22 protein-coding genes, 4 pseudogenes and 1 other annotated feature are annotated in these 25,682 nt (G+C 58.4%); of the genes and pseudogenes, 16 read left to right on the forward strand and 10 right to left on the reverse strand.

All coding sequences use genetic code 11. From position 1 onward, the window contains the following. Positions 1-4 precede the first annotated feature (4 nt). Positions 5-128 (reverse strand): annotated as a pseudogene (locus BS629_RS39805) (VOC family protein); the annotation flags it as partial. A 62-nt stretch (positions 129-190) separates the two neighbouring features. On the opposite strand from BS629_RS39805, the gene BS629_RS19130 reads away from it, so the two are divergent. The 3 genes from BS629_RS19130 (at position 191) to BS629_RS19140 (ending at position 2,204) form a co-directional block, all read left to right on the forward strand. Beyond that, positions 191-820: a hypothetical protein gene (locus BS629_RS19130; protein WP_018245212.1), complete on the forward strand. Its 630-nt coding sequence runs from the start codon at positions 191-193 to the stop codon at positions 818-820. Positions 821-1,067: 247 nt separating this feature from the next. Beyond that, entirely contained in the window at positions 1,068-1,613 is a 546-nt protein-coding gene (locus BS629_RS19135; RefSeq protein ID WP_018245213.1) for an MOSC domain-containing protein, read from the forward strand. Between the two features lie 66 nt (positions 1,614-1,679). After that, positions 1,680-2,204, forward strand: a complete 525-nt coding sequence (locus BS629_RS19140) for a metallophosphoesterase family protein (RefSeq protein WP_018245214.1) — start codon at positions 1,680-1,682, stop codon at positions 2,202-2,204. Between the two features lie 400 nt (positions 2,205-2,604). Here BS629_RS19140 and BS629_RS39815 read toward each other — a convergent pair. From BS629_RS39815 to BS629_RS19155, 3 genes and pseudogenes are all read right to left on the reverse strand, one after another. Next, positions 2,605-2,820, reverse strand: a pseudogene (locus tag BS629_RS39815) (IS3 family transposase); the annotation flags it as partial. Beyond that, positions 2,614-2,721: a sequence feature (AL1L pseudoknot), on the reverse strand. (Overlaps the previous pseudogene by 108 nt.) 26 nt (positions 2,821-2,846) lie before the next feature. Beyond that, positions 2,847-4,373, reverse strand: coding sequence for a SulP family inorganic anion transporter (locus BS629_RS19150; protein WP_018245215.1), 1,527 nt, complete (start codon positions 4,371-4,373; stop codon positions 2,847-2,849). A 7-nt stretch (positions 4,374-4,380) separates the two neighbouring features. After that, the gene (locus BS629_RS19155; RefSeq protein WP_026188655.1) at positions 4,381-5,085 is read right to left on the reverse strand and encodes a carbonic anhydrase; all 705 of its coding nucleotides are present in this window, start codon (positions 5,083-5,085) and stop codon (positions 4,381-4,383) included. Between the two features lie 235 nt (positions 5,086-5,320). On the opposite strand from BS629_RS19155, the pseudogene BS629_RS39260 reads away from it, so the two are divergent. Then, positions 5,321-5,595: pseudogene (locus BS629_RS39260) on the forward strand (IS5/IS1182 family transposase); the annotation flags it as partial. Between the two features lie 290 nt (positions 5,596-5,885). Here the strand turns inward: BS629_RS39260 and BS629_RS19165 are convergent. The 5 genes from BS629_RS19165 to BS629_RS19185 all read right to left on the reverse strand — a co-directional run bounded on the left by BS629_RS19165 (position 5,886) and on the right by BS629_RS19185 (position 13,753). Then, on the reverse strand, positions 5,886-7,592 hold the full coding sequence (locus BS629_RS19165) for a SulP family inorganic anion transporter (protein ID WP_018245218.1): 1,707 nt from the start codon (positions 7,590-7,592) through the stop codon (positions 5,886-5,888). Between the two features lie 395 nt (positions 7,593-7,987). Then, the gene (locus tag BS629_RS19170; RefSeq protein ID WP_018245219.1) at positions 7,988-8,821 is read right to left on the reverse strand and encodes an SDR family NAD(P)-dependent oxidoreductase; all 834 of its coding nucleotides are present in this window, start codon (positions 8,819-8,821) and stop codon (positions 7,988-7,990) included. A gap of 83 nt (positions 8,822-8,904) precedes the next feature. Continuing rightward, positions 8,905-9,528, reverse strand: coding sequence for a TetR/AcrR family transcriptional regulator (locus BS629_RS19175; protein WP_018245220.1), 624 nt, complete (start codon positions 9,526-9,528; stop codon positions 8,905-8,907). Between the two features lie 2 nt (positions 9,529-9,530). Beyond that, positions 9,531-12,641: an efflux RND transporter permease subunit gene (locus BS629_RS19180; protein WP_018245221.1), complete on the reverse strand. Its 3,111-nt coding sequence runs from the start codon at positions 12,639-12,641 to the stop codon at positions 9,531-9,533. After that, positions 12,641-13,753, reverse strand: coding sequence for an efflux RND transporter periplasmic adaptor subunit (locus BS629_RS19185; protein WP_018245222.1), 1,113 nt, complete (start codon positions 13,751-13,753; stop codon positions 12,641-12,643). Before BS629_RS19185 ends, BS629_RS19180 begins: the two co-directional genes overlap by 1 nt. A gap of 98 nt (positions 13,754-13,851) precedes the next feature. Between BS629_RS19185 and BS629_RS19190 the strand changes: the two genes are divergently transcribed. Together BS629_RS19190 and BS629_RS19195 are read left to right on the forward strand one after the other, a co-directional pair. Then, positions 13,852-14,439, forward strand: coding sequence for a TetR/AcrR family transcriptional regulator (locus BS629_RS19190; protein WP_018245223.1), 588 nt, complete (start codon positions 13,852-13,854; stop codon positions 14,437-14,439). A 56-nt stretch (positions 14,440-14,495) separates the two neighbouring features. Further along, positions 14,496-14,764, forward strand: a pseudogene (locus BS629_RS19195) (transposase domain-containing protein); the annotation flags it as partial. A 74-nt stretch (positions 14,765-14,838) separates the two neighbouring features. Here the strand turns inward: BS629_RS19195 and BS629_RS19200 are convergent. Next, positions 14,839-15,585 carry an NADPH-dependent F420 reductase gene (locus BS629_RS19200; protein ID WP_018245225.1) on the reverse strand — a complete coding sequence of 249 codons (747 nt, stop codon included), beginning with the start codon at positions 15,583-15,585 and terminating at the stop codon, positions 14,839-14,841. Positions 15,586-15,679: 94 nt separating this feature from the next. Between BS629_RS19200 and BS629_RS19205 the strand changes: the two genes are divergently transcribed. From BS629_RS19205 to BS629_RS19250, 10 genes are all read left to right on the forward strand, one after another. Then, positions 15,680-16,054, forward strand: a complete 375-nt coding sequence (locus BS629_RS19205; protein ID WP_018517409.1) for a winged helix-turn-helix transcriptional regulator — start codon at positions 15,680-15,682, stop codon at positions 16,052-16,054. Between the two features lie 145 nt (positions 16,055-16,199). Continuing rightward, complete coding sequence (locus BS629_RS19210; RefSeq protein ID WP_018245227.1) at positions 16,200-16,970, forward strand: SDR family NAD(P)-dependent oxidoreductase; 771 nt, start codon at positions 16,200-16,202, stop codon at positions 16,968-16,970. A 281-nt stretch (positions 16,971-17,251) separates the two neighbouring features. Next, positions 17,252-18,580 (forward strand): histidinol dehydrogenase, encoded by a 1,329-nt coding sequence (gene hisD / locus BS629_RS19215; RefSeq protein WP_018245228.1) that lies wholly within the window; start codon positions 17,252-17,254, stop codon positions 18,578-18,580. Positions 18,581-18,584: 4 nt separating this feature from the next. Further along, positions 18,585-19,598 (forward strand): zinc-dependent alcohol dehydrogenase, encoded by a 1,014-nt coding sequence (locus tag BS629_RS19220; protein ID WP_018245229.1) that lies wholly within the window; start codon positions 18,585-18,587, stop codon positions 19,596-19,598. A 36-nt stretch (positions 19,599-19,634) separates the two neighbouring features. Next, positions 19,635-20,366: a histidine utilization transcriptional repressor HutC gene (gene hutC / locus BS629_RS19225; RefSeq protein ID WP_018245230.1), complete on the forward strand. Its 732-nt coding sequence runs from the start codon at positions 19,635-19,637 to the stop codon at positions 20,364-20,366. Positions 20,367-20,398: 32 nt separating this feature from the next. Beyond that, on the forward strand, positions 20,399-21,688 hold the full coding sequence (locus BS629_RS19230) for a hypothetical protein (RefSeq protein ID WP_018245231.1): 1,290 nt from the start codon (positions 20,399-20,401) through the stop codon (positions 21,686-21,688). Between the two features lie 3 nt (positions 21,689-21,691). Beyond that, on the forward strand, positions 21,692-22,837 hold the full coding sequence (locus BS629_RS19235) for an alpha-hydroxy acid oxidase (RefSeq protein WP_077988348.1): 1,146 nt from the start codon (positions 21,692-21,694) through the stop codon (positions 22,835-22,837). A gap of 125 nt (positions 22,838-22,962) precedes the next feature. Next, positions 22,963-23,979, forward strand: a complete 1,017-nt coding sequence (locus BS629_RS19240) for an ABC transporter substrate-binding protein (protein ID WP_018245233.1) — start codon at positions 22,963-22,965, stop codon at positions 23,977-23,979. Positions 23,980-24,003: 24 nt separating this feature from the next. Further along, the gene (locus BS629_RS19245) at positions 24,004-24,864 is read left to right on the forward strand and encodes an ABC transporter permease (protein ID WP_026188656.1); all 861 of its coding nucleotides are present in this window, start codon (positions 24,004-24,006) and stop codon (positions 24,862-24,864) included. A 1-nt stretch (position 24,865) separates the two neighbouring features. Then, a complete protein-coding gene (locus BS629_RS19250; RefSeq protein ID WP_018245235.1) occupies positions 24,866-25,648 on the forward strand; it encodes an ABC transporter ATP-binding protein in 783 nt (260 codons plus the stop codon). The last annotated feature ends 34 nt before the right edge of the window (positions 25,649-25,682 follow it).

Below are 25,682 nucleotides of genomic sequence, written 5' to 3' on the forward strand. Positions count from 1 at the left end.
GGTGGTCGCCCAGACCAGTGACGCGACCAGCCCATTCGCCCTCGATCGTCGCGCGGCCTTCGAGTTCGAGGCCGAGCTCGCGAAAGAAGTCTATCGCCACCCCCAATGGCTTCGACGACGATCCCGATGTTGGCTTATCCTGGTGATACTACTCGTTGACGTGGAACACTGCTTATCCCATCTAGGGTTCATGCCGAAACACGAAAAGAACGATGTGGAGCTGGTCAGGACGTGGGTGCTGCCGCCATCAGCGACCCTGGGATCTTCGGTCCGCGTCAAGGGAATTCTCCTCGAGCTGCGGGCGCGGTTGCCGATCGCTTCGAAAAAGTCGCTGGATATCGAGCAAGGAGAACTCACGCTGGCGATGCCTGCAAGTGCCAAGGCAGAATTCCATGGCGCGGCGTCGGTTGTCGCCACTGCGCTGGAAGACATCGAAAGCATGCCTGTAATCCCGCGCGAGATCCAGGATATCCTGTCGATCAAGACGAGCGAGCGTCATCGCTGGCTCAAGGACGGCCGTCTGCCGAGCGCTGGCACGCGCACCGTGAAACTGCGCGGTCGAGCACGAAAGATCACCTTCCACGTGTTCGACCCGCGCGTCGTGGAAGACCTTCTCAATCGGGGCGTCGTCGATGAATGGCGGGAGGAGGATTTGGCGGCGACCGCGGAGAACCGACGCAGGGCAGCATACAAGGCGAAGCTGACGCGATCTCTGAAGAATGCTGGCAAGTCTTCTAAGACGATCGAACGACATCCGGACGATGCAGCGACGAAGCTGCGCGGCTGGGAAGAATTCAACGTCGACGGCCTTCTTCGGTGAACCCACCCCATATTCGCTGTCCTGGCGCCCAGGAGCACAAGCCTGTTTCACATTCAGGTTCCTGGAAATTCCTCGCCCTGACCTTCAACGTATCGATGTGCGGTCCCTGGTGAAGATGACTCGTGGCTGATGAATCGGCTTTGGTCCGCAGCGTGACCCCGGATTTTCAGGAGGAATTCTGCCATGGCTTCCCCGGCGATGCACATGAAGGTATGGAAACGTCTCGGTGAAATTTGAGGAGGATCGCATGGACCGCGGACAGGTGATCGCAGTCGCGACGGATGATAAACATCGGTTTTCGAAGAGGCAGATGAATGAGATCCACATCCTCGCGGGTCTCGGCGTCGAGGGCGACGCGCACCTGGGCGTGACCGTCAAGCACCGCTCCCGGATCCGGGCCGATCCCAGTCAGCCGAACCTGCGACAGGTTCATCTGATCCAGGCGGAGCTTTTGGACGAGCTTGCCGATCAAGGTTTCAAGGTTGGTCCGGCCGACCTGGGCGAAAACATTACCACCCGCGGCGTCGACCTTCTGGCGCTCCCGCGCGGAACGGTTCTGAAGCTCGGTGCGAACGTCGAGCTTCAGGTCACGGGGCTGCGCAATCCCTGCTCGCAGATCGACAACCTCCAGCCGGGACTTCTCAAAGCCGTCCTCGGCAGAGGACCGAACGGCGAACTCATTCGGAAGACCGGCGTCATGACGATCGTGCTCAAGGGCGGAGTCGTCGTTCCCGGCGACGCTATTGCCATCGAGTTTCCCGTCCCACCATTGCTTCCGCTCGAAGTCGTGTAGGGCGCCCGTATTGTTCATGAAGCACCCTCGCATCGACGTTCGAACGCCAGACGCCAGTTATTGCACATGATCCATTTTACCGGCGATACTCATTTCGGCGACCCGCGTGTCCTTCGCCTCGACAGACGTCCATTCTCCGACGTGGTCGAACACGATGACGCCCTGATCCGCACTTGGAACGAAACGGTCGGGCCTGACGACGAGGTTTGGCACCTGGGAGACTTCATGTCGGCAAGAGCGGGCGATTGTACCGAGCTGCTTGCCAGGTTGAACGGTCGAAAGCACCTGATCATCGGCAACAATGACCCGGCGACGACCACGAATTCGCCGGGCTGGGAAAGCGTGCAGCATTACGCGGAACTCCGCCACGAGGAACGTCATCTTATCCTGTGCCATTACGCTTTTCGAACCTGGAACCAGATGGGCAAGAAGTCGATCAATCTGCATGGCCACTCGCATGGCAGATTGAAGCCTCTTCCCCGCCAGTACGACGTCGGCGTCGATGGGCAGGGACTTCGCCCCGTCACGCTGGCGCTCCTTTTGACAAGGAAGCGTTTCGTCATGGGTGGAGGAGGCATTTTGGACGAATAGAGAAGGCGTGCAGCGAGGGCAAGCCGTTTCTCAGGCGCCAACGGCCGCTACCTGGTGGTGCGGTGTTGGAGCCGTTATGCTTTTGAGTGGACTCGAACTCTAGGCACCCCTTCCCATTCGTTCGGCCAAGCCACAAGGCACTTATCATCGGGCTCACGATGATGCCCCCGCGCAGGATGTGTCTGGGATAGCCGCCACCGCGACCCTCGCCTTCGTCGTCCTTTTTACATCCTCGATCTGGCTGTCGACAGGCAGAATTGTTCTGGGAAGTGAAAAACAAATGCCGTTGCTGGCCCGGCGATGCGGATCCGCAACCCTGCTGGTGTTCTCGGCCGTGCTGACCCTCAGCGCATTTTAACGGCACCAAGAATACCGCTACCGTCCTCATTGAAGTCTCACACCAGATTGACGAGCCGATCGGCAGTAGCCTGCAGATCGGCTCGACCCCGAACACTGTTCGTCGATGAACGATCATCGCTTCAATGGGCGGTCGAGGTCCGCCTTCGTGAAATGAGCATACATCTCGCGCAAGATCTCGTGGGCCTGAAGAAGGTCCCGGTTCCCTGCTCAAGAGCCTTCATCTTTCTGCAACATTACACAGCAGGCCTGCTCGTTTAAACGCAATCGCCCGCCCGAAGACGATCAGGCGGCTTCGGCGGAGAATCGCTCAAATAGCGGCTTGAGGCGGGGATGACGCGCTGCCTGGGGCGGGTGGATCTCAACCGTTCGACCGGATTTCGTCTCGCGCCGGAGCCATTCGCTGATGGTCTCCGCGCTCGTGTGATCAATGTAATGCAGGTGACTGCCGATGATACTGACTTTACGACCTTCAGGCAGCCCTTCGAGCGTATTAAGTAGCGCTGGCACGTCCTTGCAGGTGACCGCTCCGCGCAGCCGAACATGTATTTCGCCGTTGACTTCGGAATGCCGGATCGCCTGCTTTCGGCGCAGATAGGGAAGAACTTCGAGGATCGACAGCGCAAGTCCGAGCGCCACACCAACCAGCAAGTCCTGCAGGACGACCATCGCCACTGTGACGGCCCAGATTCCGACCGGCATGAGACCATGGTGTTCGAACAGGTGGCGCACATGATGAAGGCTGATCAGCCGCCAGCCGGTGACAATCAGGACAGCGGCGAGCGCCGTCAACGGTATCATTTCCAGAAGATCCGGCAAAAGCGCCACCAGGCCCAGGATCCATAGGCCATGCAATACTGCCGAGATTCGCGTGCGTGCCCCCGCCTGAATATTGGCCGATGACCGGACAATGACACCCGTGATAGGTAATGCACCGAGCAGGCCACACAGTCCGTTGCCGACGCCCTGGGCAAACAGCTCCTTATTGAAGCGCGTGCGTCCGCCGTCATGCATCCGATCGACTGCCGCTGCCGAAAGAAGTGTTTCGGCGCTCGCAATGACGGCAATCATCAGGGTCGCCAAGATGACGCCGGGCTGCACCAAGTTGGCAAAATTCTCAGCGGTCGGCAGCGATATACTCTCAAGGAGTGAGGTAGGCACAGATACGTGGGCAATTGGGAGGTCGAGCGCGGTGGTCAGGACCGTGGCGGCTGCAACCCCGACAAGCGCCCCAGGAACGAGTGGCAGCGATTTGGGGCGAAATTTCTCCCAGCAGACCATCGCGAGGAGAGCGATGAGACCAACCAGCAGTGCGACGGCCTCGTTGGTCACGCTGGCGCCCGATAGTCTGCCGACGCTCTCGTCGAAAGCGGTGACATTCTCGATGCCTCCCGCCGCGGGCTTTGAGCCCATCAGAACATGGACCTGCCCGAGGATGATCAAAATGCCGATGCCGGCCAACATACCATGAACCACGGCTGGCGAAATTGCTCTGAACCAAGAGCCGATCCGGAGGAAACCCGCTATGATCTGCAGGAGACCGACGACGAGCAGGACCGGCCCCAGCAGGGCAATTCCATACTGGTCGACGAAGCCGAAGACGATGACGGTAAGACCAGCGGCAGGGCCTGAGACCTGAAGAGGCGAGCCCGCCAGAAGCCCGACAACGAGGCCACCTATGATACCGGAGACAAGTCCCATGGCCACGGGTACCCCGGAGGCGACGGCGATGCCCAGGCAGAGCGGAATGGCGACAAGAAAAACGACCAGAGACGAAGCCAGGTCGCGCGAAAATGCAGAGCTGTTTTTCATGATGTCACTATTCCCCGGCAAGCGTTGCAGAAACCCGCGGCATGACATGCGGGTGATTTCGCCCTGTGAAGGCGACTGGCAGCGCCTCACCCTCCTGCACCTCGGTAAAACTTGCCAAAGCCCCGTCATAGACTTGGACCTCGCCCGTCTCGATGTCGAAGAACCAGCCATGCAGGGTGATCTCGTTGGTCGCGAGCTTTGCAGCCACGGACGGATGCGTCTTTAAGTGGTCGAGCTGAACAACGACGTTTTCCATGCCCACTGCACGCACGCGTTCGGCTTCGGAAAGGTTGTCGGGATAGGCTTGGCAAACAATCGAAAAGGCGGCGTGACTGTGCCGCAGCCAGGCTGCGACATTCGGCATCGGTTCCAGCATTTCCGGCCGGCACAGCCCTTTCATCGCCCCGCAATCGGAGTGACCGCAAACGACAATGTCGCTGACACCTAACGCGAGGATAGCGTATTCGATAGCCGACGAGACGCCACCATTGAGGGTCGAAAAGGGCGGAACAATATTGCCTGCATTGCGGCAAACGAAGAGATCGCCGGGACCGGACTGCGTTATCGTTTCCGGCATTACGCGGCTGTCAGCACAAGATATCATCAAGGCATGTGGTTGCTGGCCTTCGCGAGCCAACTTGCGGTAAAGCGCCGAGTGACCAGGAAACACGGCGCCGCGAAAATTGGAGATACCTTTCAGGAGATCACCCATATTCGGATCCTCTTTCTAGCCGGACATCGGGTTGGGAGGTTGTCGCTCATCCGGCGGGTTGCAGAAGCGATCTTTTCGCAAGCGTAGATAAAGGGAAAGGAACTCCGAAAAAAAGAGCTCCACACCATATTGCAGCGCAACATTTTTTGAACGAGATGTGATCTGGCTAATTCCAACTCACGTCGCAGGTTATTTGCAAGACGGTCTGCCATGAGCAAATCAGATTCAAAGCTGCCGCACACGCAGTTCGTCCGGCCGCGACAACCGCATGTTTGTGGAAGCAGTGCTTTGGTGCGTACCGGCTCGCCCTGTCGCGACCCGCCGGAATGATTCGGCGAGTGTAACAATGTCTTCCGCCGTTTCAGCAGCGGGAGCCGGAAGGGTATCTCGTGGCGCACGTTCGCCGCTATCTCGCACGATCCAGACTTCGAATATGTGATCGATGAGCCCATCATCATCGGCGCCCATCAGCACGCTGGTGCACCAGCGGGGCGCCGCCAAGGGGCTGAGATACTGCTGGCCGGATCGGCTTTGGTCGCCCGCTGCCTCGCTCGGCCAGGTGGTTGCCAAAGTTGGGGTCTGAGTCAGACCCATCACGGCGGATATGCGCACAGAGCCAGGTTAAACGGCGACTGCCTCGTCAAGCTCATCGAATCGCTTTCGACGAAAGATGCCATGGCCATCGGGGCTGCTGGTCACACGGTCATGCTGTCTGTGCTGGCATACCAGACTTGTATAGGTTCCATTCGTGAGAAACGCTGCATGTGGCAAATCTGCATCTTTCTATCCCATGCCGTAACTTAGCCAGCCAAGGAATTGCTTTCCTCCAGCCATGCATTCACTCCGTCCGTTGTCCGTTCGTAGAACCTGCCCGGTCCCACCAATTCCTCAATCCCGGCAAGCCGCATGGCATCTCGTACGGGGTCCCGAACGTGGGAGAATGCGACGGTGACGCCCACGCTCCGAAGGTCCTTGATAAGGACAGAAAGCCCGTCCACTGCAGTCACGTCGATAAAGTTTACCGAGCTAAAGTCGAGCAGCGCGCATCTGACCTCGGGTCGTGCGCTCAGAGCTTCTTTCAACATGCCGGCCATTCGTCCGATGGTCGCGAAGAAAAGGTCACCGCCAGCTCTCCATATCAAGAGCCTGTCAAACGTCCTTGCGTCTGGATGGCGTTCCACATCCCGATAGGCCTCGACCCCTGGGACTTGACCAAGTTCGGCGCTGAGTGGGTGGCTTACGAGATAGATAAGCGTCAGGAGAGATAGCACGACTCCAAGCGCGATGCCCTGTGGCACGCCAAGGATCAACTCACCCGCAATGACAATGAGAACGTTCGCGAAAGACCAGCGGCTGCGCAAGAACAGCTGCCGTAAGTAGCTTGGCTTCGACAGATGCAGCATTGCCGCGATGACAACGGCCGCTAGCGCCGGTTGCGGCATCGTGCGGAAAAGCGGGGTCAAGAAAATCAGCGTTAGGAAGCAGAGCGCAGCGGCGACCAGGTTAGCTGCTTGGCTTCGTGCGCCTGCTGCCATTGCCACCGATGTCTTGGAGAGGCTGCCCACTACGAGGAAACCGCCGAAAAGCCCGCTTAACATGTTCGCGGGTCCGTGTGCGATGAGTTCCTGGTTCGGGTCAATCTCGGCGCCGCTTTCCAGTGCGGCCGCCTTGGCCGCCCCAAGAGCTTCCGCGTATCCGACCATCACGATCGCAAGCGCGCCTGGCGCAAGTTGCAACCATATTGCTGGATCAAGGTTTGGCTGGGCCAGACTTGGCAAGCCTGAGGGGATGTGGCCCGCTACATGCACGCCGAAAGCCTCTCCGCCAAGCACGCCGATGGCGATCGTGGCAACGGCCATGACGACGAGAGCTGCCGGTACGAGCGGCACCAGACGGCGAAGCAATAACATGGTAGCGAGCGAAAGCAGACCGGTTGCGGCAGGCGCAACATGGACGTCCGGCAGGTGTGCCAAGATGTTGGAGAGCTTGTCGAAAAAGTTCCCCGATCCGCCTTCGATACCAAGCAGATGAGGCACTTGGCCGATGATCGTCACGTAGACGAGACCTTCTATGAACCCCCGCATAACCGGCGCAGGAATAAAGCTGGCGATCCACCCCATCCGCATGAAACCAAAGATCAGGAAGAGAAAGCCGATCAGCACCGCCAGTGTTGACGTCAGCGAATTGAAATCCGCCGTCCCCTGGGTCGCGATGGCACCAACGGTCAACGCAGAGAGCAAACCGGTCGCCGTATCGGGTCCGACAACAAGCTGGCATGAGCTACCGAGAAGTGCGTAGGCAAGGAGTGCCGGGACTATCGTGTAAAGTCCCATGATCGGCGGGACACCGACGATACCGGCGTAAGCCATTCCTTCAGGAACCATGACCGCCCAGAGCGCGACACCGGCGAATACATCATGCGACAGCCAGTCATGCTGGTAGCCGCGGACCCAATTGACGATGGGTAGCGCGGAGTGGGCGGTAGGTTTGACACTGGGCTGTACCATAGGTCCTCGCAAGGTTTGGGAGTCTATCGGTTCCTAGCCACGACTACTCGTTGATCAAGGAAGCGACACCACTCTAGCTCCGCTCCTTGGCGATCAAATGCGGATCGAATTCCGCGGTCGTATCTTACTGTAACCTACTTCAAGAACTCGGCCACGGGGGATAGTCATCCTGATCGAAGATCAGCGGCACGCGCATCGTTATATGGAACGGCGATATGCTGCGAGCCTTTCTTCCTCTTGTCGATACCCATTGATGATCGCCAGGGTATTCTGGATGCATTAATCGACTGAAGGGACCGCTGCGGCGGTAGATGCCATGTCGATGAAGCATTGCACGCTGGGGATTGGAAACCGGCCTGTCCGGATATCGGTATGGGGCGGCAACAATGATCATTCTATGGCCCCAGAATTCTTTTCATGGTGGCTCGCTGCATCGAACGTGGCGTCAAGCGATTTGAAAAGGCAACGACGTTATTCATGAACCCGGCGATCACGGACGCTTTCCCCTGAGAGAGTGCTCGAAGGCCGCTTTCGGCGACTGGACGGGGCTTCATTGTCAAAAGGCGCAGTATGGGTGAGACCGGAGCCCCGGCAGCTGTATCGAAACCCGTTTCGGTGTGCCCTGGGCAAAGGCTGGTGACGACCACGCCTTGCCGACGGAGCTCTTCGTGCAGGGCTTCTCCAAACGCCAGTACATAAGACTTCGTCGCAGCGTAAGCAGCAAAGCTGGGAACCGGCTGAAGCGCAAGGAGACTTGCCACGAGAAGGATCTGGCCCGATCCCCGGGCGGCCATGTCACGTCCGAAAGCATAGCTCAGTTCGGTGAGCGCCGTGATGTTGAGCTGGATCATATCGGTGGTGCGCTCGATCGGTGTTTCGAGAAAATCGCCGTGCAACCCGTATCCGGCATTGTTCACCAGGATGTCGATCTGTAGCGACTTCTCATCCAGGCTGGTCTTCAAACGGGCAGCAGCGCCTGGAGCGGCAAGATCGATTGGCTCGACAACGATATCGACATCATGCTTCCGCCGAAGTTCGGCAGCGAGCTTCTCCATTGGCTCCCTGCGCCGGGCCGCGAGTACGAGATTGACTTTTTGCGCCGCGAGCAGTTCAGCAAATTCGAGGCCAAGGCCACTTGACGCACCGGTGATCAGGGCACGTTTTCCGGGAGCGCCATCAATTTTTTCCACGACGGAGATTTGCGTTCCCGTGTCAGCACTGTGTTGCATTCGTTTTCCTGTCAATTAACTGGACCTGACCCCCCATGTTTGATTCCCTCGGGGTTGATGGCGAATGGAGATATTCGAGCGCTTCACGCATCGATTGCTTTCAGAATAAAGTGGATCTGATCACGCAGACCTTCTTCGGTATCTACGCCGTCTCGGACCCCCTGCTCTATGAGAACAGGGTGGTAGAAGGGCATGAGGGCGTTCATCAGAGATCGGGCGGCCTTCGCCGCATCAACACGAAACGCGCCTGTGTCGATCCCATCATTTACAATCGCCTCGATGATCGCCACGAGATGCTTATTATGCGCACCGATGATCGCCCAGTTCTGTGCCGTTGCGGCGACAACCAGATCATGAACCGGCTTCTCGTGCAGGAAGGTGTTTTTCCGTTCCCTGTGAAGCTGATTGAAAAGTTCTACCAGCTTCTCGTAAGCCGGCCCCTCCATCTGTGCAATCGAAGCTGCAGACCGCATTGTTTGTCCGATGATGCGACCACAAATCGCCGTGTTGATCGCCGCCCTTGAAGGAAAAAAGCGATATATATTGGCGCTACTCATCCCGAGGTGGGATGCTATGTCGGCTACCGATGTCTTTTTGTACCCGATGCGCCGAAAGTGTTCTTCCGCCACATCGAGGATTCGCTCCCGCCAGAGATCGGTATGCGTTTCTGTACGGGTGCGGAGGGCTCGTCGGGTCGGGCACAACATTCCTACTCCGCAGCCAGTGCTATCGGCGGTTCGAGACGCTCAATGGCTTCCTCGTGGCTCTCTTCTTTTGCAGGCTTGATCCGGAACCACACCGCGTAAAGGGCTGGAAGGAAGAGCAGTATCATCACGGTCCCGGCTGCCGTTCCGCCAATCAGCGTATAGGCCATCGATCCCCAGAACACCGAATGCGTCAGCGGTATAAAGGCCAGTACGGCTGCGAGCGCGGTCAAGATGACAGGACGAGTCCGCTGGACGGTTGCTTCAATGACAGCGTGATAGTCGTCGAGACCTGCAGCCTGGTTCTCCTTGATCTGCTCCGTCAGGATCAGCGTGTTGCGCATGAGGATGCCGGCCAGTCCTATCAAACCGAGAATGGCGTTGAATCCAAAGGGTTGATTGAACAGAAGCAGCGCTGGGACCACGCCTGCAAGTCCAAGAGGCGCGGTCAACATGACCATCGTCATCGTCGAAAGGCTGCGTACCTGGAGGATGATGACAATCAACATGGCCGCGATCATCAACGGGAAGACTTGAACAAGTGCGACATTGGCCTTGAGCGATTCTTCGATGTTGCCGCCCATCTCAATGCGATATCCCACTGGAAGCGATGCGATAAGCGGCTGAAGGGCCTTCATCACCTGCTGGGAGACCTCCGGCGGCTGCGTCGCCTCGTTGATATCCGACCTGATCGTAATGACCGGTGTCCGATCGCGCCGTTTCAGGATCGGTTCCTCGAACCGGATTTCGGAATGCCCGATCTGATCGAGGGGAACCTGGCGACCATTCCGGCTCATCAGCGAAAAGTCGGCAAGGCGTGATGGATCGAGGCGGTTCTCGCCAGCACTGCGTGCGACGACGGGCACGTTGCGGATGTTGTCGCGCACCTGCGTGACAGGGATGCCGCTCAGCAGCAACTGCATCTGCTGGGCTGCCTCGGACGGTGAAAGACCGATCAGATTGAGCCGCTCCTGATCAGGGACAAAGCGCAACACAGGCGTTCGATTGCCCCAATCGCGATTGGCCTGACGGACATCGGGCACAGTTTTCATAATTGCCAGAGCTTGCTCGGAAATCTTATAGAGTTCCTCCTGATCCGGTCCCATGATCCGAAACTCGACCGGGAACGGCGTATAGGGACCGAATACGAGCTGCGTGACGCGTACGGATGCCTCTGGAACAAGGCCGTCAGAGATTGCGGCGCGAAGGCGATGCTTTAGCTCTTCTCGTGCATGCGCATCGGGCGTCAGCACGACAACCTTGGCGAAGGCGGGGTCGGGCAACTCGGGCGCCATGGCAAAGAAGAAGCGGGGAGCGCCCTGCCCTACATAGCTGGTGACGATTTTTGTTTCCGGCTGGGCCTGCAACCAGTCTTCGACCTTCTCCACCGCGGCCGTCGTGGTTTGAATGCTCGTACCTTCAGGCATGCGAACTTCGACGAGAACCTCAGGCCGGTCTGATGTCGGGAAAAACTGTTGTTTTACCCCTCCCATCCCGACGACCGAGACAGCCATCGTCACGCCGACCACGGCGCAGGTCATGAACTTATGGCGAACCGCAAACGCGATGAATGAGCGCAAGCGGCGATAGTTCGGCGTATCGTAGATGGCGTGGTGTCCACCTTCCACCGGTTTGATGTCAGGCAGCATCTTCACGCCGAGGTAGGGCGTAAAAGTCACCGCGACGATCCAGGAAACGATCAGGGCAAATCCCACGACCCAGAAGATGTTGCCGGCATATTCACCTGCAGTCGACTTGGCGAAACCAACGGGCATCAGTCCGATGATTGTGACGAGTGTGCCGGACAGCATCGGTGCCGCCGTGTGGCTCCAGGCATAAGCGGCCGCCTTAATGCGATCCATGCCCTCCTCCATCTTCACCACCATAACCTCAATGGCGATGATGGCGTCATCCACGAGAAGGCCCAGCGCAAGAATGAGCGCGCCGAGTGTGATGCGGTCGAAGAACCGACCGGTTTCCAGCATGATGAGGAAGACGACGGCGAGCGTCAGCGGCACGGCGAGTGCCACGACAATGCCAACGCGCCAGCCGAGTGCGACAAGGCTCACGAACAGCACGACGCCAAGCGCCATGGCGAACTTCAGCATGAATTCACCGACCGCCTCGTCGATATTGACGGCCTGATCGCTAACTTTTGTAAGGGTCATGCCCAACGGCAGTGTCTGCGCGATCGCGGCGGACCGGGCTTCAAGCGCCTTGCCGAGGTCAAGGCCATTCCAGCCCTGCTGCATTACGGCGCCCAACATCAAAACCGGTTCGCCATTGTGACGGATGACGTAAGTGGCCGGATCCTCATAGCCACGCCGTACATCCGCCAGATCGGAGAGTTTCACCGTTCGTCCACCTGCTACGATCGGCGTGTCGGCAATTGCCTGTACGCTATTATAGGCTCCGTCGAAACGGATGAAGACCTGTGGCCCGCGCGTGTCGATCGAGCCTGCGGGCGTCACCGTGTTCTGCCTCTGCAAGGCTGCGGCAACATCCTGCGCCGATATTCCAAGTGTCGCGAGCTTGGCATAGGAAAATTCGACGAATATCTCTTCGGGGCGCTCCCCGAGGATGTTGATTTTCTTGACGCCCGGAACATGCAGCAGATCCTGGCGGATGACCTCCGCCTGCCGAACGAGGTCCCGCATCGGCATCCCCTTCGCCTTCAATGCGTAAAGGCCGAAGCTCACGTCGGAATATTCATCATTGACAAAGGGACCCATGACGCCGGGCGGAAGATTTCGAGCCTCGTCGCCGAGCTTCTTGCGCGCTTGGTAGAACTCCTCTTCAACTGCGGACGCCGGAGTATTATCCTTGAGTGTGACTGTAAGGAATGCGTAGCCAGGCCGCGTCGTTGTTTCGACGCGGTCATACCAGGTGAGTTCCTGGATACGCTTCTCGAGTGGCTCTGCGACAAGATCCTGCATTTCACGCGCGGTGGCGCCCGGCCAAACTGAGGTTACCGTCAGGGTCTTGATGGTGAAGGAGGGATCCTCGGCGCGGCCCAATTTGACAAAGGCATAGACCCCGGCGGCGGCCAACAGGACAATAAAGAATAATGTAACGGCGCGTTCGCGAACCGCGATGGCGGAAAGATTGAAGCTCATTACTTTGTCACCTCTTGCTGCGCAGCCGTCCTGACGGTCGCGCCATTTTCCAGTAGATGCGCGCCCAGAGCGACAACCTGCTGACCAACCCCTATTCCGGTGACAAATGCCATTTCCTCGCCGATCCGCTTGATCTCGACAGGCTTGAAGTTCACGGTCGATGTGGCCCCGTTGACAACCCACACACCTGTCCGGCTGCCGTCGTCCAGGATGGCACCGACTGGTACGGCGACCTCCGATCGCCGGTTCGCGTCGAATATTTTGATCGTCACCGTCGAACCAAGCGGGGCAGAGGCAGCGGCGCCTTCGAGAACATACCGCGCCTCGTAGGTCCGGGTTTGCAGGTCGGCAGAATCGGAAATCTGTCGCAAAAGGGCTTTTCCACTTAGACCCTCGCCTCCATAGACACTGGCTTGCGCTTCGGATCCTGTCTCGGGCCGCAGGGTTTCCGGTAGCCAGACAACGGCTTCACGCGGCCCCGCCTGCGCCAGTTGAACCACCGTTTGTCCCGCTGACACCACCTGTCCCGGGTCTCCGAGCGTATCGACGACCGTTCCATCCGAGTCTGCAAGAAGAACGCTATAGGAGGCGGCGTTTTCCGCAACCTCGGCGTCCGCTTCAGCCGCGGCAAGCTGTGCCGAGGCCGTATCGAGGGCCGCTTTCGCTTGTTCATAACGCTGCGGGGTGGCGGCCAATCCATTTTTGACCAGCGCCGCATACCGTTTCTCGTCTGCTTGTGCTTGGATCAGGACAGCACGCGCTGCGGTAACCGTATTGCGCTTCGCCGTCAGAGCAAGCTGAAGATCGGTTTCATCGATGCGCATCAGAGCCTGGCCTTGCTTGACCTGCTGGCCCACATCGACCATCCGCTGAACGATCTTGCCCGGAACCCGAAAGCCCAGATTGCTCTGTACTCGCGAAGCAACCGTGCCGGTAAAAGATCGCTCTGCCGTTTCAGTCCTTGTCGCCTCTGCCACCCTGACCAGTGGCGAGGCAGTCCTTGGGTCCGCAGCCTCTGCCTCCGACTTAGGGGTTCCGAAAACCACGAAATAGGCACCGGCACCCGCCGCTGCCGCGAGGCCCACGAGAGTCAGGACATGTTTGCGTTTCATCTTAAGTTCTCTTCTTGACCAGCGATCCGGATGATTTAGATTGCGATCTAAATCTAATTGCGTTATAGATGTCAAATGAAATCTAATCGGAGATCAGTATGAGAGTGAGCCGGGCACAGGCCGAGGAGAACCGGGAAACGGTGATCAACGTCGCAAGCCGTCTGTTTCGAGAGCACGGCTTCGACGGTATTGGCCTCAAAGATCTGATGAAGGGGGCGGGCCTTACACAAGGTGGGTTCTATAAGCAGTTCTCGTCCAAGGACGATCTTGCAGCCCAGGCGTCCAGGCGCGCGCTGGAAAGCGCTACACGCAGATGGTCGACGGCGGCTGCGACAAGTTCCGATCCCCTCGAAGCAGTCATGGAGTTCTACCTCTCACCCGGACATCTTGGAGAAAAGGGTGACGGTTGCCCTCTAGTGGCGTTGGGATCGGACGCGGCGCGGCAGAGTGAAGAGGTCAGGCGTCCATTTGAGGATGGTATCCTCGCTCACTTTGAGGTGCTGGATGAGCTGATGGACGACGCCAAGAGCTCAAATCCCAGCGGCAAGGCGATGGCGATACTGTCTCTGATGGTGGGCGCCGTCACGCTGTCGCGCATCTTGCAGGATGAGAATTTGTCGCAAGGCATCCTCGACGCAGCCGCTGGCGAAGTCAGGCGCATTGCGCGCGGTGATGGCATCACCTAAAGACTATCGCTGGGTTCGGTGACCTGGTCCGGACGCCAAATATTGGGAAGGGTCTGGACGGTCGCATCGAGATCGACAACAACAGCGTCGACAGGACCATTCGGCCGATTGCCCTCAACCACAAGAACGCACTTTTGCCGGGCATGACGCGGGAGCGGACAACTGGGCGACCATCGCCTCGCTCATCGAGACGAGCAACTTAAATGACGTCGATCCGCTTGCGTATTTAACCAGCACCCTCACCGCCATCGCTAAAGGCCATGAGCAAAGGCGGATCGATTGCCTTCTTCCGTGGAGATACTCGACGCTCCATTGCAAAACGTAACCATCATCTTGGCGGACCCGGCGGATATGATCCTCCTACGGGTTTTCTGACACGACTTTTGACATGGTGCCACCTCAGGTTAGTGGGTTGAGGGAGCGATTCATCGCCACGACATCATCATGGGTGGGGCTCGGGCCGAGAGTTGCCATTTTGCTCGTGAGCTGTTCACGTTTCTTGGGTGCTTCACCCTTTACCGCCGCATTGAGTGCCCTGCGCATGGCGACTGCATCGTAATCGCAGCAATAGCCAGGCGTCGAGGGTTGCTGGCGCCAGGACTCTTCAAGCGTACCGCCATCAACCGGGTCGAATCCGACCTCGTTCACGATCCCCATAACAAGCTGCTTCGCTGCGTCATCATCTCCGGCGACCGCTACGGCCAGCCGACCGTCCGTCCCTTCAGGTTGACCCAGTTCCGCCAGAGAATGCGCAAGGATGTTGTTGAACGCCTTGATGACGGGACGGCCGATTTGTTTGGAGACCCACACGCTTTCGGCCTCGCCTGCATCAAGGTCGGCAATCTGCGGATCGCGCAGCCCCGGATAGTAGTTGCTGGTATCAACGACCGGCACGCTCGCGGGGACGTCTTTGAAGAGGTTTTTCGGCAGCCTTTCGATAGCGGGAAGCGGGATGGACATGATGACCAAATCCGCTCCGGAGATAGCTCCGTTCGTGTCGGTCGCCGTAGCTCCGATCTCCTCCGCAAAGGGCCGCACAGCGACCGCGCCTTTGGAGTTGGCCACCCTGACCTCATGCCCCGCAGACGCGAGTTTGCGAGCTATGGTGCCGCCGATGTTGCCAATGCCAATTATGCCGATTTTCATGCTGATGCTCCTGTTGTTCTGCACCACAAGATAGTAGATACTGCAGTATCAACAAGAACTGACTGATAAGTGGGTTACCCACCAAAAGGTAAGTATGGCAGCGGATCGTGACTGGAAGTGCGGAGACCCGCAACAGCATCTCAAATGGGCGGAAGCGACTACGGACGCCCTGCGTGTGCTGGAAGGCAAGTGGAAGATCGTGATCATCTGCCAACTGTTCGGAGCGAAAGAGGCTCTTCGCTTTTCCGAACTCGAACGGCGCTGCGCAGGCGTGAACCAGAAGATGCTCATCCAGCAACTGAAGGAACTGGAAAAGGACGGAATCGTGACCCGTACCGTGTATCCTCAGGTGCCGCCGAAGGTGGAATACGAGCTGACCGAGATGGGCAAAGCCCTGGGACCCTCGATGGCCGAACTTGTTGACTGGGCCTACATGCGCAGGGAGCGACTGGCGGAAAGAGCGACCTGACAACATTGTAGGGTTAGGATGCCGCCTACGCTTACTAGGCGGGGCATGCGTCTTTCTGGCACGAATGGGAATGCCTCTTTGTCAATGCATGTATAGACATCGTTCTTGAACGATGGTTCTATCCTGCAGAAGCAAGGGGATCATCATGGCCAATAAGATGTTCGATCTGGCAGGAAGAGTGGCAGTTGTAACCGGTGCCAGCCGCGGCCTGGGCCAATGGATTGCGCTGGCGCTTGCCGAAGCGGGTGCCGATGTCTGCGTTACGGCACGCGATCAAAATTCGCTGAGCGAAACCAAAGAGATGATTGAGGCCCTTAACAGGACCTGCATCACGAGCGCCCAGGATGTGACAGACATCTCGTCCATCGACGAGACGCTAAGCAAGTTCGAAAACATCACTGGCGCTGTCGACATCCTTGTCAACAATGCCGGCTACGAACAGACTTCTCCCTCGCTCGAGGTCGATGAACAGATCTGGGACAAGATCATCGGCACCAACCTCAAGGGCGCGTTCTTCTGGTCGCAGGCCGCAGCACGCCGGATGTCGCGCCGACCCCACGGTGGAAGCATAATCAATCTCTGCTCCCTCACGTCCTACGTCGGTATCCCGACCGCTGTGCCCTACGGCTCCTCGAAGTCGGGACTGCTGGGTATGACGCGCGCGCTTTCGGCGGAATGGGCGCCGCTAGGGATCCGCGTAAATGCGGTGGCTCCGGGCTATTTCCGAACAGCGATGACCGAAGGGTTTTATCAGGACAAGGGCTGGTCTGCGAAAATGCTCGACAAGATCCCACAGAAGCGGTTCGGTGATGGTTCCGACATCGGCGGCGCCGTCGTCTTCCTTGCAAGTGGCGCATCGGCCTACATTACTGGCCAATGCATTCCTGTCGACGGCGGCTTTCTGGCATCGATATAGAAACGGAAATTGACGCTTGACAGCACGGGAATGATCATATTGTCTATAGATGTATAGACAACTCTAGACAATAAAACGGGAACGAAGTCTTCGACTTCCTGGGAATTTGCCGGATAACCATATCCGGCATCCTCGCACGAACAGCTTGCAGGGTATTGCCCGGTTGCCACCGACTTGCGGTGCGTTTCCGCATGACCTGTAGGGACGATATATCGTCGCGCCGGCAGGGCGCGGACGACAGCGGCTGTCAGCGCCTCTGTGCGCCAATAAGGGTATGAGCAATGACCGACGTCACCTTTCATGAATATTCCAATCTTGGACCGGATGAGCAGGCCGCACTCTTGCGACGGTCCGAAACAGACATCTCGGGCTTCATCGAGAAGGTGGCACCAATCCTTGAGGCCGTGCGCACCGAGGGTGACCGCGCCGTTGCCCGCTTCGGCCGCGACCTCGACAAGGCAAATATTACAGAAGCAACGATCAAAGCAACGGAGGCGGAATTCGATGCGGCTTTCAAGCTCGTTAGCGAGGATGTGATCGAGGCCATCACCTTCGGCATTGAGAATATTCGCAATTTTCATGAAGAGCAGAAGCCTGAAGCCATGTGGCTGAAGGAGATCAAGCCAGGCGCCTTTGCCGGCGACCGCTTCACCCCGATCAAGTCCGCCGCGCTTTACGTTCCACGCGGCAAAGGTTCGTTTCCGTCGGTCACGATGATGACCTCCGTCCCGGCCGTCGTGGCAGGTGTTCCCAATCTGGCGATCGTCACTCCGCCTGCCCCGGACGGTAGCGTGGACGCCGCAACGCTGGTGGCAGCGCGTCTGGCCGGTGTGGAAACTGTCTACAAGGTAGGAGGCGCTCAGGCAGTCGCAGCTGTTGCCTACGGGACGGAAACGATCAAGCCGGCACTGAAGATCGTTGGACCGGGAAGCCCTTGGGTGGTCGCAGCCAAGCGGAGCCTGTCAGGTATCATCGACACAGGCCTGCCTGCTGGCCCTTCGGAAGCGATCATTTTCGCGGACGACACTGTCCATGGCGGCCTTGCCGCGCTCGATCTCCTGATCGAGGCCGAGCATGGTCCCGACTCTTCCGCCTATCTCGTGACCCATAGCCGCCGCGTGGCCGAGGAGGCCCTCGCCGCGCTGCCGGAGCATTGGGCACGTATGACCGAACAGCGGGTTCAGTTTTCGAGCGCTGTCCTTTCAGGCAAATGCGGTGGGATCATCCTCACCTCCTCGATCGAGGAAAGCTACGATTTCGTCAACGCCTACGCGCCGGAGCATCTCGAAATCCTCTCGCAGGATCCCTTCGCCCATCTCGGAAAGATCACCGAGGCTGCAGAAATCCTCATGGGTCCGCATACGCCTGTCAGCATCGCCAATTTCTGCCTCGGTCCAAATGCCGTGCTGCCGACGAGCCGCTGGGCGCGCACGTTCGGCCCGCTGTCGGTGACCGATTTTGTGAAGCGCAGCTCGATCGGCTACGTGACAGCGTCGGCCTATCCCGAGTTTGCGAAGCGTGCCCACAAGCTGGCGGAATATGAAGGCTTCTCATCCCACGCGCACGCAGTCTCGGCGGTCCGCGACAACTATCTGCCAAAGCGAGGCTGACAGGATGAAGGCGGTTCGGCTTTACGACGCGTTTGATCTCAGGGTCGAGGAAGTCGACAAACCTCTGTCGCCGCCCGCGGGCTACGTGACGATCGACGTTCGCGCCGCGGGCATCTGCGGCTCGGACGTTCACAACTACCGAACCGGTCAATGGATCAGCAGGCGCCCATCCACCGCTGGACACGAGTTTTGCGGGCGCGTTTCCGCGCTTGGTGAGGGTGTCGAAGGTCTCGCGATCGGTGACCTCGTCGCAGCTGACTCCCGCTTTTACTGTGGCCAATGCGAACCATGCAGATCAGGCCGCACCAATATCTGCGAACATCTCGGTTTCGTCGGCGAGGTATGCGACGGAGGATTTGCGGAGCAGGCCCAACTACCCGCTCGTCTGGTTTTCAAACACGAGCCGTCACTTGATCCTGCAGTGGCGGCCATGGCCGAACCTTTGGCTGTCGCCCTTCATGCGATACGACGGCTTAACCCACCCCAAGGCGAGGCGATTCTCCTAGTCGGCTGCGGGACGATAGGCGGTCTCTGCGGTTTGCTGCTTTCACATCTCCACGATGGAAAGTTGTTGTTTGCGGATTTGAATGGCAGCCGTGCCGAGATGGTGGCCGCAATTTGCGGAGGATCGGTGGTCGCACTGGATAAGTCGCAAGCAAGAACCGCACTCGGCGACGCGCGACTGCGTTACGCGGTGGATGCAACGGGAAGTACAAAAGCCATCGCGCAAGGCATCGAACTTCTGGACGGGGGCGGCGCCTTCGCTCTTGTGGGTATTAGTCATGGGAAACTGGATCTGGATCCCAATGTCCTCGTCGAGCGTGAGATTTCCCTGATTGGCTGCCATGCCTTTGAAGACGAACTCGCCGATGCCATCGCGATGTTGCCAAAGCTGCAGCCTGCACTTCTGCAATTTAGCGAGATCCTGAACTCACTCGACGGAATTCCTGATGCATACCACCGACTGATCGATGGTCGTTCAACCAAAATAAAGACGATCATTCGAATAGCCGATTGATCGAGCACACGCCTCGGCGTGAGACGGAGATAGAAATTGCCCGGCCTTTCAAACACCGCGCTGCCGCTCTACGAAAAGGTCAAGGACTTCGTGCTCGACAATATCGGGAACGGCAACTGGCCACAGAACGAGAAGCTTCCGTCCGAGCACGAGTTGACGTCTTCGCTCGGCGTTTCTCGCATGACGGTCCATCGCGCGCTTCGTGAACTGACCGCCGAAGGCTATCTGCGCAGGGTCCAGGGGGTCGGGACGTTCGTCTCGCCTCCCAAAGCACAGTCGACACTCATCGAGATCAGCAACATCATCAGCGAGATCAAGGCGCGTGGAAGCCAACACCGCGCGGAGGTGATCCTGCTCGAGCGGATCGAGCGGCCGGATCAAATGCTATTGGACGCGTTCGAGTTCAGAAAGCTTTGCCCCGTCGATCACTCGATGGTCGTTCACTACGAGAATGGCGTCCCTGTTCAGCTGGAGGAGCGCTATGTCAATACAGAGCTGGTAAAGAACTATCTCGATCAGGATTTTACGTCCATCGGCACCTACGATTACCTTCAGCACAGCACACCCCTAACCGAAGTCGAGCATCTCATCAGCGCCATCCCGGCGACGGAGAGACATGCACGCCTCCTGCACATTCGTGAGCGCGATAGCTGCCTGGTCCTCAACCGAAAAACGTGGACGGGGCAGGCGATCGCAACGGTCAATACCTTCACCTATGTCGGCAGCCGCTATTCGCTTGGCAGCAGATACTTACCGCCCAAAAAATGAAAACCTTCGCGTCATTGCAGGAGTGAGAGAGCATGGGGCAGCCCAACAGTCGGACGGCAGCCATACGGGAAAATGCCAAGAGGGGCGACGGCAGTGCCGAAGCTCTTCTTGCCGACCTGTTGCGAGATCTGTTTGGGGTCGACGCACGCGATCTGGCGATCAACCACGATCAATACAGCCTCAATTCACTGAATGGCTTCTTCGAGGCCGACGGAAAGCCCTACTTCTTCAAATTCCATCAGGAGGAAAACGAGGAGGAGATGAGCGGTGAGTACTATCGCGCCGACATTCTTGCCAAGGCCGGCCTGCCGGTAGATCAGCCGCTTATGATGTCGACCCTTCCAGGCGAGCAGATCCTCGTCTACAGGCGCAGGACCGATCCGCGCTTTTCCGATGCTCTGCGTACCCTCGACGGGCTTCATGATGAGCAAATGGCACGCCAGGCCGTGGATGCGGAGCGCCGGCTCAATGAGACCGTCCTATCGGTCTATCTGAGGACGTTGCATCCTGTCACTCCAGATGCGGTCATGAAGGAGCCGGTTCATCGCCTGTTCCGCGATCGACTGGTGACAGCCCCGAAAGGGACCTACCCTGGAGGGCGGCTGGAGAGTTTTTATGTCGGCAAGACATTTGACTTTCCAGGCGTCACGCTTTCCTGGGATTCGCTCTCGAAAGCCCGCTTTGTCATCAATGGCATCGAGTATAGCGAAACTCTCGGCCAACTTTTCGACGCCGCGCATGAAAGACTGAACCCTGTCCGTCTGGCCGATAGTGGCGGGGTGACGGCACACGGCGACGCTCATAACGCCAATGTCTGGTTCGAACGGCGCGAAGGGCGCGCGAGCCTGTCCTTCTTTGACCCAGCCTTTGCCGGCGAGCACATCCCGACGCTTCTGGCGGAGGTGAAGACGACCTTCCACAATATCCTCGCCCATCCCTACTGGCTCTACGATCCGGCTCTTGCCGAACAGAAATTCAAGGCCACAGCCAACTACGAGAACGGCCGTCTCTTTGCGGATTTCGATTGGAAGCTGACCCCGGTTCGCAAGGCGCTTTTGGAAACGAAGGCCGAAGCAATGTGGAAGCCATTGCTTGCCGCCCTCAAACAGCGCGACATGCTTCCTCAAGACTGGCGAAAAGTTGTCCGGCTCGGGCTTTTCCTATGCCCGACGCTTGTCATGAACCTGCGCGCAGGTGCGACAAGCCACAATCCGACATCCTCCCTGATCGGGCTTTCTGTGGCCATGATGGTCGGCTCGGAGCCTGATGAGGGCGAGGACCTGATGACCCGCTTCCTCGCAACGATAGATCCGGAGGGGTAGATCGTGACGATCGTCAATATCGATGACCTCCGGCTGGCCGCTCGCAAGCGATTGCCGAAGCTCTTCTTTGACTACATCGACGGCGGCTCCTTTGCGGAGGAAACCTATCGTCGAAACAGGGACGATTTCTCGCTTTTGCAACTGCGTCAGAACGTCCTCGGCAACTATGCCGAGCCTGATCTGGCGACCGAATACCTCGGGCGACGCCATCCTCTTCCATTCATGCTGGGGCCGGTCGGCTTTCTTGGCCTTTACGCGAGAAACGGAGAACAAAAGGCAGCCTGTGCCGCTCACGCTGCCGGCATCCCCTTCTGCCTTTCGACCTTCTCGATCGCGTCGCTGGCAGACCTCCGGCAGGCGACAGACGGTGTGCTACATTTTCAGCTTTACGTGCTCGACGACCGCGCGCTTTGCGAGGAGTTTCTAAGCGCTGCGGAAGAGGCCGGTGTCGAGGCGCTGTACGTGACCGTCGATACGGCCATCACCGCCATCCGCGAACGTGATGTGCGAAACGGCTTCCGATCTCTTACGCGTGTCACACCTCGACTGTTCGCCAGTCTATGCCGGAAGCCTGGCTGGTTGTTCGATATCGGTCGCGGCGGCATGCCCTCCGTTCGGGCGGTCGAGCATCGCACCGACTTCGGGAGGGGAGCGCTCGAACAGGCCGCCAATCTTTCCAGGCGCATCGACAAAAGGCTCGCATGGAAGGACATCGAGGCATTGCGCGACCGGTGGAAAGGCAAACTGATTATTAAGGGCATCCTTTCACCTGAGGATGCCAAAAAGGCACAGGCGATCGGCGTCGACGGCATTGTGGTCTCGAACCATGGCGGTCGCCAACTCGATGGCGCCATGAGCACGATTGCAGCGCTTCCCGACATCCGGGCCGCAGTCGGACCGGATTTCACGCTGATGCTCGACGGGGGCGTGCGAAGGGGAAGCGATATTGTCAAGGCACTTGGAATGGGCGCCGATGGTGTCATGTTGGGTCGGGCCTATACCTACGGTCTCGCAGCTAAAGGCCAGGCCGGCGTCGACCGTGCGATCGAGACATTACGCCGGGAGATCTCGATTACCTTGGCTTTGATGGGCGTGAGCTCCATCGCCGACTTAAAGGAACGTGGCTCGCACCTCATACTCAAACAGTAACCGCTAACGCCGGCGAAAGGAGACAAGTACGCAATGTCCGCCACCAAGAGCTTGATGGTCGGGCGTCAAACCTAAGAAGATGCAAGCTTTGTGATCCGTTAAAATCATCAAAAGAGGGGTTCCCAATGAACTACAAATCCATCAGCAAGCAGTTTTCCCGCGCAGCGATCGCGCTCGGGATCGTCGGCATTCTTGCCAGTGCGCAGGCTAACGCCCAGGATCAAATCCCGTCCAAACCGGAGCCGGGTACCTTCAAGATCGGCATCGAGCCCTGGCTCGGTTACGGTCAATGGCACGTCGCCGCCAGCAAGGACTTGTTCAAGAAAGCAGGCCTTGAGGATGTCGAACTTGTCAACTTCAGCGAAGACAAGGACATCAACGCGGCACTTGCCAGCGGTCAGCTCGACGCTGCCAATATCGCCACGCATACGGCCATGGCCATGGTTGCCGCCGGCCTGCCGGTGAAGATCGTCTCGCTTCTTGATTTCAGCCTGAAGGCGGACGCGATCCTGGCCGGAAGCGACATCAAGAGCGTCGCTGACCTCAAGGGTAAGAACATCGCCTTCGAGGAAGGCACGACAAGCGACATCCTGCTGAACTACGCGCTTGCCAGCAACGGTATGACGATCGACGATATCGTCCGCGTGCCGATGCCGGCAGCTGATGCTGGAACGGCACTGATTGCAGGCCGTGTTCCCGTCGCGGTCACCTACGAGCCCTACATTTCAACGGCGCTGGCCCAGGACAAGAATATCAAGCTGCTTTTTGAAGCCGGCAAGGATCCGGGCCTAGTCTCCGACGTTCTCGTCGTTCGCGAGGAGGTGCTGAAGCAGAAGCCTGGGCAGGTTCTGGCCATGATCAAGGCCTGGGACATGGCTCTGGCCGACTACAAGGCCAATACCGAGGAGGACCGCACCATCATCTCGAAGGCCGTAGGCGCCTCCCCGGATGATCTGAAAACGGCTTTCGACGGTGTCCAATACTACAGCTCTGCCGAAGCAGCCAAGGCCTTTGCCGGTGACTTCAAGACCAAGACCTTCGCCGACGTTCTGAAGGCGGCCAAAACAGCCGGCCTCGTGACCCAGGACGTTTCCGCCGACAGCATGATCGACACATCGTTTGTCGATGCAGCGAACAAGTGACCTCTGGCCACCAACGGGACCGTAATGTCTAGCTCAGAATTGTCGTCCACAACGAAAGAAAGGTCCCGCGCGCCATCGCGCGCGGGCGTCGGTAGACCACCTGGTGCCTTTCGGATCGGGGATCCGATCAGCGGCCGGTCGTTTTTTCTGATTGCCGTTGCCGTCTTTGCGCTGCTGTTTGCCGTGTGGTGGGTTGCTACCATCACCGGCTGGGTGAAACCGATTTTTCTGCCCTCGCCCGGAGCGGTGTGGGCCAAGATGATGGAACTGGCGGTCGATGGCACGCTGTGGACGGATGCCGGGATCAGCATCTATCGCATGCTCGTCGGATTTCTTATTGCATCGGCCCTGGCGATCCCGATCGGGATCATGATCGGCTGTTTCAAGACGTGGGAAGCGGCTATTGAGCCCTTTGTCGACTTCGTTCGTTACATGCCGGTTGTCGCCTTCGTTCCGCTGACCATACTGTGGGCAGGAACAAGCGATATCCAGAAGTTCGTCATCATCTTTATCGGAACCTTCTTCCAGCAGGTACTGATGGTCATGGACAGCGTCAAGCGTGTGCCGACCGACTTCGTCGGACTGGGCCGTACGCTCGGAATGTCAGAAACCAGGATCCTGCGCCGCATCGTCCTGCCGTCTGCCCTCCCCGGCATCTGGGACACGCTGCGCATCAGCCTCGGCTGGGCCTGGACCTGGCTTGTGCTGGCAGAACTTGTGGCGGCGACGTCCGGCCTCGGCTATCGGATCGTCGTCTCTCAGCGATATTTCCAGACGCAGACGATCATTGGTTACATCCTGCTCCTTGGCTTGCTCGGTCTGATCACAGACCAAAGCATGAAGGCCCTGGAGCGCATCTTCTTCCGTTACGCTGCAAGGCATTGAGATGAGCGAACCCAAACTAAAGATCGAGGGTCTGAACAAATGGTATGGTGGCAGGAAGAGCCCCGTCCACGCCCTCAGCGGTATCGACCTGGAACTCGCTGACAACGAATTCGTCTCCTTGGTCGGTGCTTCCGGCTGCGGCAAGAGTACGCTGCTGTCGATCGTCGCCGGACTTCAGGGCTTCGACAATGGCCTTCTTCTGACGGATGGAGCGCCGATCGTCGGTCCCGGGCTCGATCGCGGCGTTGTCTTCCAATCCTACACGCTGTTGCCGTGGCTGACCGCGCAGCAGAATGTTGAATTCGCCCTGCAGGCGGCCGGGTTGCCGACTGCCGAGTGCCGGGATGTCGCCCGCCACCACATTGAACTGGTGAAGCTCACCAAGTTCGCCGATGCATTTCCGTCGCAACTGTCGGGTGGCATGAAGCAGCGCGTCGCCATTGCACGTGCCCTGTCCTATCGACCGAAAATGCTATTGATGGATGAGCCGTTCGGCGCGCTCGACGCTCTGACCCGACACCAGATGCAGGAACTGCTGACCCAAATCTGGGAAGAGCATCGGCTGACCGTCCTGTTCGTCACGCACGATGTCGAAGAAGCCGTCTATCTGTCCGACCGAATTGTGGCGATGAGCATCAATCCGGGACGCATCAACGCGACTTTCCACGTCGGGCTTTCCCGTCCACGAAACCAGGACATGATTGCAACGTCGGAATTCGTTGCTCTTCAAAAGCAGGTTCTTGCCGCAATACGCTCCGGGTCGCAAAGCGAGTTCGAGCATTGATTCAGCCGACGCGGGGCAGCGTCTCCGCATTCGA

This window comes from Rhizobium leguminosarum bv. viciae USDA 2370 (assembly GCF_002008365.1).
GTDB classification, from domain to species: Bacteria; Pseudomonadota; Alphaproteobacteria; order Rhizobiales; family Rhizobiaceae; genus Rhizobium; species Rhizobium leguminosarum.